15 protein-coding genes are annotated in these 17,144 nt (G+C 64.2%); all 15 read left to right on the top strand.

Annotation, left to right across the window (positions count from 1 at the left end):
- Window positions 1–11 precede the first annotated feature (11 nt).
- The 15 genes from J2X62_RS19325 to tuf all read left to right on the top strand — a co-directional run bounded on the left by J2X62_RS19325 (window position 12) and on the right by tuf (window position 17,021).
- Complete coding sequence (locus J2X62_RS19325; protein WP_032390559.1) at window positions 12–824, top strand: TIGR03084 family metal-binding protein; 813 nt, start codon at window positions 12–14, stop codon at window positions 822–824.
- On the top strand, window positions 821–2,548 hold the full coding sequence (locus J2X62_RS19320; RefSeq protein WP_310182647.1) for an acyclic terpene utilization AtuA family protein: 1,728 nt from the start codon (window positions 821–823) through the stop codon (window positions 2,546–2,548). Before J2X62_RS19325 ends, J2X62_RS19320 begins: the two co-directional genes overlap by 4 nt.
- Entirely contained in the window at window positions 2,545–3,693 is a 1,149-nt protein-coding gene (locus J2X62_RS19315) for an acyl-CoA dehydrogenase family protein (protein WP_032381318.1), read from the top strand. Before J2X62_RS19320 ends, J2X62_RS19315 begins: the two co-directional genes overlap by 4 nt.
- The gene (locus J2X62_RS19310; RefSeq protein WP_027498168.1) at window positions 3,690–5,288 is read left to right on the top strand and encodes an acyl-CoA carboxylase subunit beta; all 1,599 of its coding nucleotides are present in this window, start codon (window positions 3,690–3,692) and stop codon (window positions 5,286–5,288) included. The genes J2X62_RS19315 and J2X62_RS19310 overlap by 4 nt, the downstream gene beginning before the upstream one ends.
- Before the next feature lie 7 nt (window positions 5,289–5,295).
- Window positions 5,296–7,272 carry a biotin carboxylase N-terminal domain-containing protein gene (locus J2X62_RS19305; protein ID WP_027498167.1) on the top strand — a complete coding sequence of 659 codons (1,977 nt, stop codon included), beginning with the start codon at window positions 5,296–5,298 and terminating at the stop codon, window positions 7,270–7,272.
- Window positions 7,269–8,429, top strand: a complete 1,161-nt coding sequence (locus J2X62_RS19300; protein ID WP_027498166.1) for an acyl-CoA dehydrogenase family protein — start codon at window positions 7,269–7,271, stop codon at window positions 8,427–8,429. Before J2X62_RS19305 ends, J2X62_RS19300 begins: the two co-directional genes overlap by 4 nt.
- The gene (locus J2X62_RS19295; protein ID WP_310182642.1) at window positions 8,429–9,181 is read left to right on the top strand and encodes an enoyl-CoA hydratase family protein; all 753 of its coding nucleotides are present in this window, start codon (window positions 8,429–8,431) and stop codon (window positions 9,179–9,181) included. Before J2X62_RS19300 ends, J2X62_RS19295 begins: the two co-directional genes overlap by 1 nt.
- 10 nt (window positions 9,182–9,191) lie before the next feature.
- Entirely contained in the window at window positions 9,192–9,815 is a 624-nt protein-coding gene (locus J2X62_RS19290) for a TetR/AcrR family transcriptional regulator (RefSeq protein ID WP_032375521.1), read from the top strand.
- A 46-nt stretch (window positions 9,816–9,861) separates the two neighbouring features.
- On the top strand, window positions 9,862–11,277 hold the full coding sequence (locus J2X62_RS19285) for a guanine deaminase (protein WP_310182639.1): 1,416 nt from the start codon (window positions 9,862–9,864) through the stop codon (window positions 11,275–11,277).
- 72 nt (window positions 11,278–11,349) lie between these two features.
- A complete protein-coding gene (locus tag J2X62_RS19280) occupies window positions 11,350–11,868 on the top strand; it encodes a DUF3558 domain-containing protein (RefSeq protein WP_027498162.1) in 519 nt (172 codons plus the stop codon).
- A complete protein-coding gene (locus J2X62_RS19275) occupies window positions 11,865–12,407 on the top strand; it encodes a DUF3558 domain-containing protein (RefSeq protein WP_057472799.1) in 543 nt (180 codons plus the stop codon). The genes J2X62_RS19280 and J2X62_RS19275 overlap by 4 nt, the downstream gene beginning before the upstream one ends.
- Window positions 12,408–12,683: 276 nt before the next feature.
- A complete protein-coding gene (rpsL, locus tag J2X62_RS19270) occupies window positions 12,684–13,058 on the top strand; it encodes a 30S ribosomal protein S12 (RefSeq protein ID WP_027498160.1) in 375 nt (124 codons plus the stop codon).
- Between the two features lies 1 nt (window position 13,059).
- Window positions 13,060–13,530 (top strand): 30S ribosomal protein S7, encoded by a 471-nt coding sequence (gene rpsG, locus J2X62_RS19265; RefSeq protein WP_003941856.1) that lies wholly within the window; start codon window positions 13,060–13,062, stop codon window positions 13,528–13,530.
- Window positions 13,531–13,625: 95 nt separating this feature from the next.
- Window positions 13,626–15,728: an elongation factor G gene (fusA, locus tag J2X62_RS19260; RefSeq protein WP_027498159.1), complete on the top strand. Its 2,103-nt coding sequence runs from the start codon at window positions 13,626–13,628 to the stop codon at window positions 15,726–15,728.
- A 102-nt stretch (window positions 15,729–15,830) separates the two neighbouring features.
- The gene (gene tuf, locus J2X62_RS19255; RefSeq protein WP_032365471.1) at window positions 15,831–17,021 is read left to right on the top strand and encodes an elongation factor Tu; all 1,191 of its coding nucleotides are present in this window, start codon (window positions 15,831–15,833) and stop codon (window positions 17,019–17,021) included.
- Window positions 17,022–17,144 lie beyond the last annotated feature (123 nt).

The raw sequence follows: 17,144 nt of genomic DNA, 5'->3' as shown, positions 1-17,144 counted from the left end.
AAGCTGGTCCCATGGCAGACCTCGACTCACTCGTCGGCGATCTCCGTGCCGAGGGTAACGACCTCGACGCGCTGGTGGCCGAGCTGGCACCCGAACGCTGGGCGGCACCTACTCCGGCGGCGGGCTGGACGATCGCACATCAGATCGCGCACCTGTCGTGGACGGATCACGTCGCGGAGCGAACCACATCCGCAGCGTCCGGTGATGCCGCGGCCGAGGAGGAGTTCGCCCGCACGCTGAAAAAGGCCTGGGAGAACCCCACCGGGTTCGTCGACGACGCCGCCGAGGAGGAAGCGAGCAACCCGGAACTGTTGAGCGCCTGGCGAACCCGCCGCCACGCCATGACGGACGCGCTGAAGCAGGTCCCGTCGGGCGTCAAGATCCAGTGGTTCGGGCCGCCCATGAGTGCCGCGTCCATGGCCACCGCCCGTCTCATGGAGACGTGGGCCCACGGACAGGACGTCGCCGACGCGCTGGGCGTCACCCGCGTGCCGACCGACCGAATCCGCGGAGTCGCACACATCGGCGTCCGGACACGGGATTTCGCTTACGCCGTCAACGAGCAGACTCCGCCGACGGAACCGTTCGGAATCGAGCTCACCGCACCCTCGGGCGCAGTGTGGACGTGGGGCCCCGACGACGCAGAACAGCGTGTCACCGGATCTGCACTCGACTTCTGCCTTCTCGTCACTCAGCGCGCACACCGCGACGACCTGGACGTTCGAGCCGACGGGGCCGATGCCGCACACTGGCTCACCATCGCCCAAGCCTTCGCAGGCCCTCCCGGACAGGGACGAGACAAGGCAGGACGCGAGAAAGCATGACCGTACGTATAGGCAACTGCTCCGGTTTCTACGGAGATCGACTGTCCGCGATGCGGGAGATGCTCGAAGGAGGAGACCTCGATTACCTCACCGGTGACTACCTCGCCGAGCTGACCATGCTCATCCTCGGACGCGACCGAATGAAGGACGCGACCCGTGGCTACGCCAAAACCTTTCTGCGGCAGGCCGAGGACTGTCTCGGACTGGCACTCGACAAGGGCGTGAAGATCGTCGCCAATGCCGGCGGACTGAATCCGCGTGGACTGGTCGAGGCGTTGGAGAAGCTGGATTCCGGCGCGAAGATCGGCTACGTGGACGGCGACGACCTCCTCGGCAGGGCAGGCGAACTCGGCCTCGGCAGCCCGCTGACGGCAAACGCCTACCTCGGTGCGTGGGGAATCGTGGAATGCCTGAACTCCGGTGCCGACGTCGTCGTGACCGGTCGCGTCACCGACGCCAGTGTCATCGTCGGCCCGGCTGCCGCTCACTTCGGCTGGTCGACAACCGATTACGACGCATTGGCCGGCGCGGTCATCGCGGGCCACGTCATCGAGTGCGGTACTCAAGCGACCGGCGGTAACTACTCGTTCTTCACCGAGATCGCCGACATGTCCCGTCCCGGGTTCCCCATCGCCGAGATCGAAGCCGACGGATCCTCCGTCATCACCAAGCACGAGGGCACCGGCGGTGCCGTCAGCGTCGGTACCGTCACCGCGCAACTGCTGTACGAGATCACCGGGGGCCGATACGCGAACCCCGACGTCACCGCGCGCATCGACACGGCGGTCCTGGCGCAGGAGTCCAGTAACCGAGTATCGATCAGCGGGGTCACCGGAGAAGCGCCGCCGCCCACCTACAAGGTCTCGCTCAACGCACTCGGCGGCTTCCGCAACGAATTCACGATGGTCTTGACCGGCCTGGACATCGAGGCCAAAGCCGAACTGGCGCAACGGCAGTTCGAGTCGTGGTTGCCCGCCCGACCGACCGAGTTGGACTGGACTCTGGTGCGTACCGACAAGCCCGACGCCGAGACCGAGGAAACCGCAAGCGCGTTGCTGCGCTGCGTCGCCCGCGACGGTAACCCCGACGCGGTGGGACGCCAGTTCTCGGCTGTGGCGGTCGAACTCGCACTTGCCAGCTACCCGGGCTTCTCGGTCACCGCACCGCCCGGAAACGGAGCCCCGTACGGGGTGTTCACCGCAGGTTTCGTCGACGCACACGACGTACCGCATACGGCCCACCTGGCCGACGGCACCGAACGCAGGATTGCACCCTCGGCGCAGACGCGAGTCCTGGAATCGCTGGTCGAACCGAAGCTGCCGGCACCGCGAGCCGCCGAGGACACCATCCGACTACCACTCGGTACCATCGCCGCCGCCCGCAGCGGAGACAAAGGTGGGAGCGCCAACGTCGGAGTGTGGGTGCGCACCGACGACGAATTCGCCTGGCTCGTCCACGCATTGACGGTCGAGACCCTGAAGAAGATGTTGCCCGAGGCCGAAAAACTCACTGTCACTCGGCATGTACTTCCCAACCTGCGGGCGGTGAACTTCGTCATCGACGGCATTCTCGGCCAGGGCGTTGCATCGCAGGCCAGATTCGATCCACAGGCCAAGGGACTCGGTGAGTGGCTGCGGTCGCGGCACATCGACATCCCCGAAACACTCGTGTTCACAGGAGTGGAGCCTGCGGAACGACCCGACAAGAAAGCAGCACTCATATGAGCATCTGGACTACCCCGGAGCGTCAGCAGCTTCGCAAGACCGTTCGCAGTTTCGTCGAACAGGACATTGCGCCGCACATGAATCAGTGGGAGACCGAGGGCGAGATTCCGCGTGAGCTGCACAAGAAGGCGGCCGCTCTCGGTTTGCTCGGCGCAGGGTTTCCCGAGGACGTCGGCGGCGACGGCGGTGATCTCGCGGACGCGGTGCTGATCTGTGAGGAGATGCACCAGGCCGGCGCGTCGGGCGGACTGTTCGCTTCTCTGTTCACCTGTGGAATTGCGTTGCCGCACTTGGTTGCCGCGAGAGATCCTGAGCAAATCGACAAGTGGGTACGGCCGACGCTGGCGGGGGAGAAGATCGGCTCGCTCGCGATCACCGAGCCGGGTGGCGGCTCCGACGTGGGTCATCTGCGGACCAAGGCGGTCAGAGACGGCGACCATTACGTCGTCAACGGGTCGAAGACCTACATCACCTCGGGGTGCCGTGCGGACTTCGTCGTCACCGCGGTCCGGACGGGAGGCGAGGGTGCAGCCGGAGTGTCGCTCCTCGTCGTCGAAAGGGGCACACCGGGCTTCGAGGTCACCAGCAAGCTGGACAAGATGGGCTGGCGCGCCTCCGATACCGCCGAACTCTCCTTCGTCGACGCACGGGTTCCGGTGGCCAACCTGGTCGGTGCCGAGAACAGTGGCTTCGTCCAGATCGCGCAGGCATTTCTCACCGAGCGTATCGCTCTCGCCGCTCAGGCCTACGCCAGCGCGCAGCGGTGCCTCGATCTGACGCTGCAGTGGGTTCGAGACCGGGAGACCTTCGGAAAGCCGCTCATCGCACGGCAATCCGTACAGAACACCGTCACCGAGATGGCGCGCAAGATCGACATCGCTCGCGTGTACACCCGCTCCCTCGTCGAGCGGTCCATGCAGGAGGACGGTGACTTCATCGCCGAGGTCTGCTTCGCCAAGAACACCGCCGTCGAGTCCGGGGAGTGGGTGGCCAATCAAGCCGTCCAACTCTTCGGCGGACTCGGGTACATGCGCGAGAGCGAGGTCGAACGGCAATACCGCGACATGCGCATCCTCGGTATCGGCGGCGGAACCACCGAGATTCTCACCGGCCTTGCCGCAAAACGATTGGGGTACCAGGCATGAGCGTGCTGAAGTCCACTCTCGACACCGCATCGGAGCAGTACACCGGTGCCACCGAAGCCATGCACACCAAACTGGCCGAGATCGACGCCGAACACGACAAGGCGTTGCTCGGTGGCGGTCAGAAGTACGTCGATCGACACAAGAAGCGTGGCAAGCTGCTCGCCCGTGAGCGCATCGAATTGTTGATCGACGAGGATTCCGCGTTCCTCGAACTGTGCCCACTTGCGGCGTGGGGCAGCGACTTTCCCGTCGGTGCCAGCACCGTCATGGGTATCGGTGTCGTGTGCGGGGTCGAATGTCTCATCGTGGCCAACGATCCCACGGTCCGCGGCGGGTCCAGCAACCCGTGGACCCTGAAGAAGGGGTTCCGCGGCAACGACATCGCCACCCAGAACCGACTGCCGGTGATCTCTCTCGTCGAGTCGGGCGGTGCCGACCTGCCCACGCAGAAAGAGGTGTTCATCCCCGGTGGGCGCATGTTCCGCGATCTGACGCAGCTCTCGGCGGCCGGTATTCCGACCATCGCCCTGGTGTTCGGCAACTCGACTGCGGGCGGTGCCTACGTTCCCGGCATGTCCGATCACGTCGTCATGATCAAGGAACGATCCAAGGTGTTCCTGGCCGGACCGCCCCTGGTGAAGATGGCCACCGGTGAGGATTCGGACGACGAGTCGCTCGGCGGAGCCGAGATGCACGCTCGAAAGTCGGGTCTCGCAGACTACTTCGCCGTCGACGAGCAGGACGCCATCCGTATCGGACGCAGCATCGTCTCCCGGTTGAACTGGAAGAAGAAGGGGCCCGAGCCACGCACCGAGGTCATCGAGCCACTCGCCGATCCCGAGGATCTGCTCGGCATCGTCCCCACCGATCTGAAGATCCCATTCGATCCCCGCGAGGTCATCGCCCGCATCGTCGACGGTTCCGACTTCGACGAGTTCAAGCCGATGTACGGCGGCTCGCTCGTCACCGGTTGGGCAGAGTTGCACGGCTACCCGATCGGCATCCTCGCCAACGCACGCGGCGTGCTGTTCAGCGAGGAATCGCAGAAGGCGACGCAGTTCATTCAGCTCGCCAACCGGTCGAACACGCCACTGCTGTTCCTGCACAACACCACCGGCTACATGGTCGGCAAGGAATACGAGGAAGGCGGCATGATCAAGCACGGATCGATGATGATCAACGCCGTCTCCAACTCGAAGGTGCCGCACATCTCGATCCTGCTCGGGGCGTCCTACGGAGCCGGCCATTACGGCATGTGCGGCCGCGCCTTCGATCCTCGCTTCCTCTTCGCCTGGCCGTCCAGCAAATCCGCCGTCATGGGTGGCGCACAGCTGGCCGGCGTCATCTCCATCGTCGGACGCGCCGCCGCAGAAGCTCGCGGTCAAGCGTTCGACGCGGAGGCCGATGCCGGACTGCGCGCGATGATCGAGAATCAGATCGAAGCCGAATCGTTGCCGATGTTCCTGTCCGGACGCCTCTACGACGACGGCGTCATCGATCCCCGTGACACCCGCACGGTAGTGGGAATGTGCCTGTCGGCCATCGCCTCTGCCCCGATCGAAGGCACCGCGAACTTCGGTGTCTTCCGGATGTGATGCCCGCATGCTGAACAAAGTCCTCGTGGCCAATCGCGGCGAAATCGCCCGACGCGTCTTCACCACCTGCCGCGCGGAGGGCATCGATACCGTCGCGGTCTTCTCCGACGCCGACGCGGCATCTCCCCATGTGCGTGAGGCGGACTCCGCTGTGCGTCTGCCTGGGCAGAGCCCGTCCGAGACCTACTTGCGCGGAGAATTGATCATCGCCGCCGCGGTGCAGGCCGGAGCCGACGCGGTCCATCCGGGATACGGATTCCTCTCCGAGAACGCCGAATTCGCCCGGCAAGTTCTCGACGCCGGGTTGACCTGGATCGGACCGCCCGTCAAGGCCATCGAATCGATGGGCTCGAAGGTCGAGTCCAAGAAGATGATGGCCGACGCCGGAGTGCCGGTGTTGACTCGACTCGATCCCGAGTCGGTCACCGAGAACGAGCTACCGGTACTGATCAAGGCCTCCGCGGGCGGCGGCGGTCGGGGGATGCGCATCGTCCGCAGTCTCGATGCACTGCAGTCGGAGCTCGAGGCAGCCGGACGAGAAGCCCTCTCGGCCTTCGGCGATGGAACGGTGTTCATCGAGCGGTACATCGAAACCGGGCGGCACATCGAAGTTCAGGTCATGGCCGATCGATTCGGCACGGTGTGGACGGTGGGCGAGCGTGAATGCTCGATCCAACGCAGGCACCAGAAGGTCGTCGAGGAAGCTCCGTCGCCGCTCGTCGAACGCATCGACGGCATGCGCGAGAAGCTTTTCGAAGCAGCCACACTGGCATCCGAGGCCATCGGCTACGAGGGTGCAGGGACCGTCGAATTCCTCGCCGACGAAAAGGGAAATTTCTTCTTCCTCGAGATGAACACCCGCCTGCAGGTGGAGCATCCGGTCACCGAATGCACGACGGGTCTGGATCTCGTTGCGCTGCAGATCCAGGTTGCGGCGGGGGAGCGGCTACCGGCCGAACAGCCCACGACACGGGGACACTCGATCGAGGTTCGGCTGTACGCCGAGGATCCGGCTCAGGACTGGCAGCCGCAGAGCGGTGCCGTGCACCGATTCGAAATCCCTGGTGCGCAGTTCGAGGTGTCGGACAAAGCTGGATACATCAGAGTCGATTCCGGCGTCGAGACGGGCAGTGTGGTGGGAACGCAGTACGACCCCATGCTCGCCAAGGTGATCTCCTTCGCCCCGACGCGGGACCGAGCGGCGACTCTGTTGGCGAAAGCACTGCAGAACGCCACCATTCACGGCCTGAAGACCAATCGCGATCTGCTGGTCAACATTCTGCGCCATCCGGCGTTCCTGGCGGGCGACACCGATACAGCCTTCTTCGACACGCACGGCCTCGATGTCCTGGCTCAGCCGTTTGCGCAGGGCCGGGCCGAGGAACTGTCGGCGCTCGCGGCTGCCTTGGCCGACGCGGCGAGCAACGTCTCGCGAGCTCGGGTGAACCGGGGTCTACCCGGCGGCTGGCGCAATCTCCGGTCGCAACCGCAGCGCAAGACGTACAACGACATCACCGTCGAATACTCGATCGGACGCAGCGGACTCACCTCCTCGGTGGAGGGTGTCGAACTGGTGGAGCACACACCGACCTCGGTGACGTTGGACGACAACGGTATTCGTCGTATCTTCGCAGTGAGCACCTACGGGTCCGACGTGTTCGTGGATTCTTCCCTGGGCCCCGTTCGATTGGCTCGGGCACCGAGGTTCACCGACCCCACCGACGAGGTGGCGGCCGGATCACTGCTCGCGCCGATGCCGGGCAGCGTCATCAGAATTGCTGCTGCGCAGGGAGATACCGTCACCGCGGGCCAGCCCATTCTGTGGCTGGAGGCGATGAAGATGGAGCACACCGTGACTGCACCCGCCGATGGTGTGCTCACCGAACTGAACGTGCAGCAGGGTCAGCAAGTCGAGGTAGGACAGGTCTTGGCAGTAGTCACCGACACGCCAGTCGTCACCGATAACGGAGTGGAGCAACCATGAGTTTCATCGAAACCGAAGAGCAGAAGGGTCTGCGCAACGCAGTCTCGTCACTGGGCAAGCGCTACAACTACATCGATTACGTGCTGCCCAAGGCGCGTAAAGGTGAGCCACTGACCGAACTGTGGAACGAGGCGGGCAAGCTCGGCTTCCTCGGGGTCAATCTGCCCGAGGAATACGGCGGCGGAGGCGCAGGCATCTACGAACTTGCGCTCGTGCAGGAGGAGTTGGCTGCGCACGGTGCCGGTCTACTGCTCGTCGTCGTCAGTCCGGCCATCTGCGGCACCATCATCGGCAAGTACGGCACGCCGGACCAGAAGCAGGAGTGGCTCACCGCCCTTGCCGACGGTTCCAAGATCATGGTGTTCGGCATCACCGAGCCCGACGCCGGATCCAACTCGCACCAGATCACCACCACGGCGCGTCGCGACGGTGACGAATGGATCTTGAAGGGCAACAAGATCTATATCTCGGGCGTGGATCAGGCCGACGCCGTATTGATCGTTGCCAGAACGGAAGACAGCAAGACCGGCAAGCTCAAGCCTGCCCTGTTCATCGTGCCCACCGACGCTCCGGGACTGCAGAAGACGCAGATGCAGATGGACATCGTCGAGCCCGATCATCAGTTCGTGCTGTTCCTCGACGACGTCCGGTTGCCTGCCGAGGCACTCGTCGGTGAGGCCGACGCTGCCCTGATGCAGTTGTTCGCCGGACTGAACCCCGAGCGCATTCTCGGTGCTGCGATGGCTGTCGGTATGGGTCGATACGCTCTGGACGCGGCGGTCAAATACGCCAACGAGCGGACGGTCTGGAAGACGCCGATCGGCGCTCACCAGGGCTTGGCGCACCCGTTGGCGCAGTGCAAGATCGAGCTGGAGTTGGCGAAATTGATGATGCAGAAGGCCGCGGTGCTCTACGACTCCGGCGACGATTTCGGTGCCGCCGAGGCCGCGAACATGGCGAAATACGCTGCTGCCGAGGCCAGTATCAAGGCACTCGATCAGGCGATCCAAACCCACGGTGGTGCCGGGTTGAGCAGTGAATACGGATTGGCTGCGATGCTCGGAGCCGCCCGTATCGCCCGCGTTGCTCCGGTGAGCCGGGAGATGATCCTGAACTTCGTGAGCCAGCACTCGCTCGGCCTGCCGAGAAGCTACTGATGGCCGTTCTCGTCGAGTCGGGCAAGGACACAGCGTATTTGACGTTGGATTCGCCGCAGAACCGAAACGCGCTGTCGTCGGTGTTGGTCGAGGAGCTGACAGCGGGCCTCATCGCTGCGGCGCACGACGACGACATCAGAACGATCGTGCTCGGTCACACCGGTACGACGTTCTGCGCCGGTGCAGATCTCCGGGAAGCCGGGGCGTCGCCGGAGCTTCGGACTCGGCAGATGCTGGATCTGATGCGGCTGATCATCGACACCCCGAAACCCGTCGTCGTACAGATCGATGGACATGTGCGGGCAGGCGGGATGGGGCTCGTGGCGGCGTGCGACGTCGCCATTGCCGGACCGGAAAGCTCGTTCGCGCTGACCGAGGTTCGCCTCGGACTGGCGGCGTCGGTCATCTCCGTCGCCGTGTTGCCGCGACTGTCGTCCCGGGCGGCGAGTCGATATTTCCTCACCGGCGAGACGTTCGACGGTGCCACCGCCCAGGAGATCGGTCTGGTCACCGTGGCCGACGCCGTTCCCGCGGCCGCGGTGGCCGACTACATGATCATGTTCAGGAAGTGCTCGCCGCAGGGCTTGGCCGAGTCCAAACAGCTCACCACCGCCGCGATCCGACGCGAGATCGACGAGCGCGGAACGGCCGTCGCCGAGCAATCGGCCAGGTTGTTTGCATCGGAGGAGGCCCGAGAGGGGATGATGTCCTTTCTGGAGAAGAGGCCGCCGTCCTGGGCTGCCGAAGGTTAGGGAGATGGTGATGGCGCGCGAACCCAAGCAGGATCGCAGCAGGGTGACGCGTCAGCGACTGCTCGAGGCGACGATCGACTCGCTCGCCGAGCAGGGCTGGAGCGCAACGACGGTCGGGGTCGTCGCCGAGCGCGCCGGCGTCTCTCGCGGTGCCACCCAACACCATTTCCCGACGCGTGAGGACCTCATCACCGGGGCACTCGAGTACATGTTCGACACTCGGATGGACCATGCTCGCCGCGAGGCACAGGAGATTCCGCCCGGACCCGGCCGAACGAAACTGGTGGTGGAGAGGCTCGTCGAGTACTACACGGGTCCGATGTTCAAAGCGGCGCTGCAGGTCTGGACGGCGGCGTCGGCCGATCCGGAACTGCGTGATCGGATCGTCCCACTCGAAGAGCGATTCGGTCGTCGAGCGCACTCGATGGCCGTCGAGAACCTCGGAGTCGACGACAACGATCCCGTCACCCACCGTCTCGTTCAGGCGACGCTCGACCTGGCGCGTGGGCTCGGTCTCGCAGACGTCCTGACCGACGACGCGCGTCGCCGCGTCGAAATCGTGCGAGCCTGGGCCGATGTGCTCGATGCCTCGCTGAACGCGCGGCTGTCCGCCGTAGGAGCGGTAGCGCACTAGAAGCGCACGATCTGCAGTTCCGATCGACCTGTGCTTGAGTCGGCTCGTGACTTCCGATTCCGCACGCGTCCACCGTGGCCATATCTTTCACATCGCCGGCTCGCCCACGGTGCTCGAGGCCGCAACCGCGTTGGTGTCCATTCCCGACGGTGCCCTCGTGGTCGGCGGCGACGGCAGGATCGAGTACTGCGGCGAGTTCGATTCTCTACCAACGCACTACGCCCATTCGGATGTGTTCGATCATCGGCCCGGCTTCCTACTGCCGGGATTCGTCGACACGCACATCCACTTCCCACAGACCTATGCCGGCGATTCCTACGGCGGCGGGCAATTGCTCGAATGGCTGAACACGTGCATCTTTCCGTCCGAAGCACGATTCGCCGATCCGGAATTCGCGGCGGCGGCCGCGCGCGACTTCTGCGCAGCACGCATTCGCGCTGGGACGACGCAGGCCATGGTGTTCGGGTCGGCATTCCCGCACGCACAGGATTCTTTGTTCTCCGAGACGCTCGAGCACGGACTGCGCATCGTCAGTGGCCGCGGGATCCAGACCACCGGCCCCGCGTCGGCGCACGCGCTGATCACCGGTGAGGACGAGGCGATCCGCCTGGTGTCCGAGGAGATAGAGAAGTGGCACGCCGCCGATACCGGCGACGTCGACACCGCGATGCTGCACGTCGCCGTCGTACCGCGTTTTTCTCTGTCGGTGACGACGGAAACGCTGAGGAACCTCGGCGAGCTCTACGACTCCGTACGCGGCAGAGGCGTCTACTTCCACACGCACCTCAACGAGAACAACCGACCGGGCACCGGCGAGATCGACGCCACCAAGGGTGCGTACCAGGTCGAGAGTTACCTGGACACCTACGACGGCAAGTTCCTGCCGGGCTCGCAAGTAGGCGGCAAGAGCCTGCTGGGTCGACGGTCGATTCTGGCGCACGCGGTGCACTGCGAAGACGCGGAACTGACGAGGTTGGCCGAGACGGGTACGTCCATCGCGCACTGTCCCACCTCGCAGCAGTTCCTGGGCTCGGGCACGATGCCGTGGAAGAGAACCGTCGCCGCCGGGGTGAACATCGCCATCGGGTCCGACTTCGGAGGCGGTGACGAGTGGCTGCTCCCGCAGGTACTGGCCGACGCGTTCAAGGTGCACATCTCCGAACCGGGAGACGCAGGCCTGTCGCTGCATCCGGCCGAACTGTTGTTCACCGGGACGCTCGCCGGGGCACGTGCACTCGACATGGAGGAGCGCATCGGCAACTTCGACGTGGGGAAAGAGGCGGACTTCGTCGTCGTCGATCCCGACGCGTGGCCGCAGCTGGCCGCGGCCGTCGACCACGGCGTGCGGGCCGAGGACCCCGAGCTGGCCCGCGACCAGACCCTGTTCGCCCTGCTGATGGCCATGCGAGAGCCGGCCATCGTGGGTGTGTACGTCCAAGGACGCGCTGTGCACGGCACATGACCGCTGCCCTGTTCGATTGGTAGGTTCGGTGCGACGCGAACTGCAGCATCGGACCAGCACGCGAAGGACGGCATGAAGCGAGTGACACTGGTGATCACCGCGGTCGCCGCGCTGATCGCAGGTTGCGGTGGCTCGGATACCGACGCCGCCGATACCGCGCCCGAGCCGTCGACGAGCAAGGCCGCGTACGAGCCCGGCCCGTTCTTCGGCGAATGCGGATCGATCAGCGACGCCGAGGTGCAGGCCGCGTTCGGTGCCGGACCGTTTGCCCAAGTCACCCGCAACTCCGTCGGCTGTCAATGGGAAACCGTGGCCATCAGCGGACCGAGTGTCAGCTTCTCCTGGTATCGCGGCAGTCCGATCGGCCGCGAACGCGCCGGGTCCGAACTGATCGGCCGTCCGGCCAAGGACATCGCCATCGACGGCAACCCCGGATTCGAAGCCGAGCAGGGCCCGTTGTGCGAGATCGGTGTGCAATTCGGCGACGACTTCTTCCATTGGTCGGTCACCTACTCCGAACAGATCCCGGCGCGCCCGCCGTGCGACGTCGGGAACGAACTGGCGAAGCTGACCGTGGAGCGTAAGCAATGAAATCTCGAGCAAGTACTTCGAGACGGGTTTTCGCCGCCGCAGCGACCCTGCTGCTCGCGGCCGGTTGCTCTCTGACGGTCGAGGGCACGGCCAAGCCCCAGTCCTATGCAGGCTCGGGCAACCAAGAATTCACCAAGTTGTTGACCGAGTGCGATGCCGTCTCCGACGACCAGATCGCCGATGCCACCGGAGCCGACGACATCGCTCGTGGCTTCTTCGGAGCGATCTGCCGATGGGATCTGATCGGTTCCGCGGGCATTGTGAAGGTGACGTTCAACTGGTTCGAGTCCGGCACCCTGGCCGCCGAGCGGGCGGCCGACGAGAAGATGACGTACACCGTCAGCGACACAACAGTGCAGGGCCGCAAGGCAATACAGGCTCAACGCCCGAACGACCCGGACTCGTGCGGAGTGTCGGCCGGAGCGGACCAGGCGGGCATCTTCGGGTGGTGGGTGCAGTACCGTCCGGGCGTCGCACACCCCGATCCCTGCCAGGCCGCAGCGAAGCTGGCAGACCTCACACTCAACCTGAGCAGATAGGTTGCGTATCAGAGCGAAGGGTGTTTTGACCCGAGGCCGCGCCGCCGGGTATCGTTATGGGTCGTGTCCGGCCTGGCCGGACCGTTTGTGTGCCTATGCGAGGTACAGCCGTGCGCACGTTCGTCTCGAGAGCGCGCAACCGGCTGGACGTGTGGGGGTATGCGACACACCCGACCGCGGGGTGCAAGAGACCCGCGGAGACGTCATGGGTGAGGAGCAGTGTTCTCTTGCTCCAACTGCTAGATCCCTGTTTATCGACACGAAGAAAGCCGGTTTATGCCAACGATCAACCAGCTGGTCCGTAAGGGTCGCACCGACAAGGTCGCGAAACTGAAGACCGCTGCCCTCAAGGGCAGTCCCCAGCGCCGTGGTGTGTGCACTCGCGTGTACACCACCACCCCCAAGAAGCCGAACTCCGCTCTCCGTAAGGTCGCGCGTGTTCGCCTGACCACCTCGGTAGAGGTCACCGCATACATCCCCGGTGAGGGCCACAACCTGCAGGAGCACTCGATGGTGCTCGTTCGCGGCGGTCGTGTGAAGGACCTCCCGGGTGTGCGTTACAAGATCATCCGCGGCTCGCTCGACACCCAGGGTGTCAAGAACCGCAAGCAGGCTCGCAGCCGCTACGGAGCCAAGAAGGAGAAGAGCTGATATGCCACGCAAGGGCCCAGCACCCAAGCGGCCGCTGATCAACGACCCGGTCTACGGATCGCCGTTGGTCACGCAGCTCGTCAACAAGATCCTTCTCGACGGCAAGAAGTCGACCGCAGAGCGCATCGTCTACCAGGCGCTCGAGCAGGCTCGCGAGAAGACCGGCACCGACCCCGTCGTCACGCTCAAGCGTGCACTCGACAACGTCAAGCCGGCCCTCGAGGTTCGCAGCCGACGCGTCGGCGGTGCCACCTACCAGGTGCCCGTCGAGGTTCGTCCCGGCCGCTCCACCACGCTGGCACTGCGCTGGCTGGTCACGTTCTCGCGCGCTCGTCGCGAGAAGACCATGGTCGAGCGTCTGGCGAACGAGTTGCTCGACGCCAGCAACGGCCTCGGTGCCGCTGTGAAGCGCCGCGAAGACACTCACAAGATGGCCGAAGCCAACAAGGCGTTCGCCCACTACCGCTGGTGATCTCCTCGCTCGGGCGGTATTCGGAACTTTCCGATGCCGCCGGAGCGTTGATCAGCTCAGGCAATACCTCTTCCAACACCAAGGCGGGTTAACTCGTGGCACAGGACGTGCTGACCGACCTCAACAAGGTCCGCAACATCGGCATCATGGCCCACATCGATGCCGGCAAGACCACCACTACCGAACGCATCCTCTTCTACACCGGTATCTCCTACAAGATCGGTGAAGTTCACGATGGCGCAGCCACCATGGACTGGATGGAGCAGGAGCAGGAGCGTGGCATCACGATCACCTCTGCTGCCACGACGTGCTTCTGGAACGACAACCAGATCAACATCATCGACACCCCCGGTCACGTCGACTTCACCGTCGAGGTGGAGCGCTCGCTCCGCGTCCTCGACGGCGCTGTCGCAGTGTTCGACGGCAAAGAAGGTGTCGAGCCGCAGTCCGAGCAGGTGTGGCGTCAGGCCGACAAGTACGACGTGCCGCGTATCTGCTTCGTCAACAAGATGGACAAGCTCGGCGCGGACTTCTACTACACCGTGCAGACCATCATCGATCGTCTCGGTGCCAAGCCGCTGGTCATCCAGCTGCCCATCGGTGCAGAGAACGAGTTCGAGGGCGTCATCGACCTCGTGCAGATGAAGGCTCTCGTGTGGAGTGGCGAGACCAAGCTCGGCGAGAAGTACGAGATCCAGGAGATCCCGGAAAACCTCAAGGAGCGCGCAGACGAGTACCGCACGCAGCTGCTCGAGACCGTGGCCGAGTCCGACGAAGCGCTTCTGGAGAAGCACTTCGGCGGCGAAGAGCTCACGATCGACGAGATCAAGGGCGCCATCCGCAAGATGACGGTCAACAGCGAGCTGTACCCGATCCTGTGTGGATCCGCGTTCAAGAACAAGGGCGTTCAGCCCATGCTCGACGCGGTCATCGACTACCTCCCGTCTCCCCTCGACGTTGCCGAGACCATCGGACACGCCGTCGGCGACGAGGAGAAGGAGATCACTCGCAAGCCGTCCGCAGACGAGCCGTTCGCGGCTCTCGCGTTCAAGATCGCGACGCACCCCTTCTTCGGCAAGCTGACCTACGTCCGGGTGTACTCGGGCAAGGTCGACTCCGGCGCTCAGGTCATCAACTCGACCAAGGGCAAGAAGGAGCGTCTGGGCAAGCTGTTCCAGATGCACTCCAACAAGGAGAACGCGATCGCGACCGCGTCTGCCGGTCACATCTACGCCGTCATCGGCCTCAAGGACACCACGACGGGTGACACGCTCTGCGATCCGCAGAACCAGATCATCCTCGAGTCCATGAGCTTCCCGGACCCGGTCATCCAGGTCTCGATCGAGCCCAAGACCAAGTCCGACCAGGAGAAGCTGGGAACAGCCATCCAGAAGCTCGCCGAAGAGGACCCCACGTTCTCGGTGAAGCTGGACGAGGACACCGGCCAGACCGTCATCGGCGGCATGGGCGAGCTCCACCTCGACATCCTCGTCGACCGTATGCGTCGCGAGTTCAAGGTCGAGGCCAACGTCGGCAAGCCGCAGGTTGCGTACCGCGAGACCATCCGCAAGACGGTCGAGAAGCACGACTACACGCACAAGAAGCAGACCGGTGGCTCCGGCCAGTTCGCGAAGGTCATCATCAAGCTCGAGCCTTTCGAGGGCGAAGACGGCGCGACGTACGAGTTCGAGAACAAGGTCAGCGGTGGTCGTGTGCCCAGGGAGTACATCCCCTCGGTCGACGCCGGTGCACAGGACGCCATGCAGTACGGTGTTCTCGCCGGATACCCGCTGGTCAACGTCAAGGTCACACTGCTCGACGGTGCGTACCACGACGTCGACTCGTCGGAGATGGCCTTCAAGGTCGCCGGCTCACAAGCGTTCAAGGAAGCCGCCCGTAAGGCCAGCCCCGTCATCCTCGAACCCGTCATGGCCGTCGAGGTCATCACGCCCGAGGATTACATGGGTGAGGTCATCGGCGACCTGAACTCCCGCCGTGGTCAGATCCAGGCCATGGAGGAACGCAGCGGTGCCCGTATCGTCAAGGCACTGGTTCCGCTGTCGGAGATGTTCGGCTACATCGGAGACCTTCGGTCGAAGACGCAGGGCCGCGCTAACTACTCCATGGTCTTCGATTCGTACGCAGAAGTTCCCGCGAACGTAGCGAAGGAAATCATCGCGAAGGTCAACGGAGAGTAATTCTCTTCGTTTGCTGGACCACGCTCGACCTGTAATAAGTAACAACACATACGCGTGCGTGCCCCGTCGGGGCCCGCACAGATCAGTCCAGGAGGACACACAGTGGCGAAGGCGAAGTTCGATCGGACGAAGCCGCACGTCAACATCGGCACCATCGGTCACGTTGACCACGGTAAGACGACGCTGACGGCTGCAATCACCAAGGTTCTGCACGACAAGTTCCCGGACCTGAACGAGGCCTCGGCTTTCGATCAGATCGACAAGGCTCCGGAGGAGAAGGCTCGTGGTATCACGATCAACATCTCCCACGTCGAGTACCAGACCGACAAGCGCCACTACGCGCACGTCGATGCACCGGGTCACGCCGACTACATCAAGAACATGATCACCGGCGCGGCACAGATGGACGGCGCAATCCTGGTCGTGGCAGCTACCGATGGCCCGATGCCGCAGACCCGCGAGCACGTGCTCCTGGCCCGCCAGGTCGGCGTGCCGTACATCCTGGTCGCACTGAACAAGGCCGACATGGTCGACGACGACGAGATCATCGAGCTCGTCGAGATGGAGGTCCGCGAGCTCCTCGCTTCGCAGGAGTTCGACGAGGACGCACCGGTCATCAAGGTCTCCGCACTCAAGGCACTCGAGGGTGACGAGAAGTGGGGCGAGTCGGTTCTGGAGCTCATGCAGGCCGTCGACGACTCGGTTCCGGACCCCGTCCGTGAGACCGACAAGCCGTTCCTCATGCCCGTCGAGGACGTCTTCACCATCACCGGTCGTGGCACCGTGGTCACCGGACGTATCGAGCGCGGCTCGGTCAACGTCAACGAAGAGGTCGAGATCGTCGGCATCCGCCCCGGCTCGACCAAGACCACCGTCACCGGCATCGAAATGTTCCGCAAGCTGCTCGACTCGGGTCAGGCAGGCGACAACGTCGGCCTCCTCGTTCGTGGCATCAAGCGCGAAGACGTCGAGCGTGGACAGGTCATCATCAAGCCCGGCACCACGACTCCCCACACGGAGTTCGAGGGCAACGCCTACATCCTCTCGAAGGACGAGGGCGGCCGCCACACGCCGTTCTTCAACAACTACCGCCCGCAGTTCTACTTCCGTACCACGGACGTTACGGGCGTCGTGACCCTTCCCGAGGGCACCGAGATGGTCATGCCCGGTGACAACACCGAGATGTCCGTCACGCTGATCCAGCCGGTCGCCATGGACGTCGGCCTGCGTTTCGCAATCCGTGAGGGCGGTCGTACCGTCGGAGCCGGTCGCGTCACGAAGATCATCAAGTGATCTAGCTTCACCCAGCTCTACGAAAGCGGCACCCACCTTCTGGTGGGTGCCGCTTTTGCGTGTGCACGCGACCTCCTCAATGTGCGGCCTCCCTTGTGTGGCCCTCCCGTTGGACGGCCCTCC

Origin of the sequence: Rhodococcus sp. 3258, assembly GCF_031456475.1 — a bacterium.
In the GTDB taxonomy this organism is placed as follows: Bacteria; Actinomycetota; Actinomycetes; order Mycobacteriales; family Mycobacteriaceae; genus Rhodococcoides; species Rhodococcoides fascians.
Note: the sequence above shows the minus strand (reverse complement) of the source record. Positions and strands in the feature narration are given on the sequence as shown.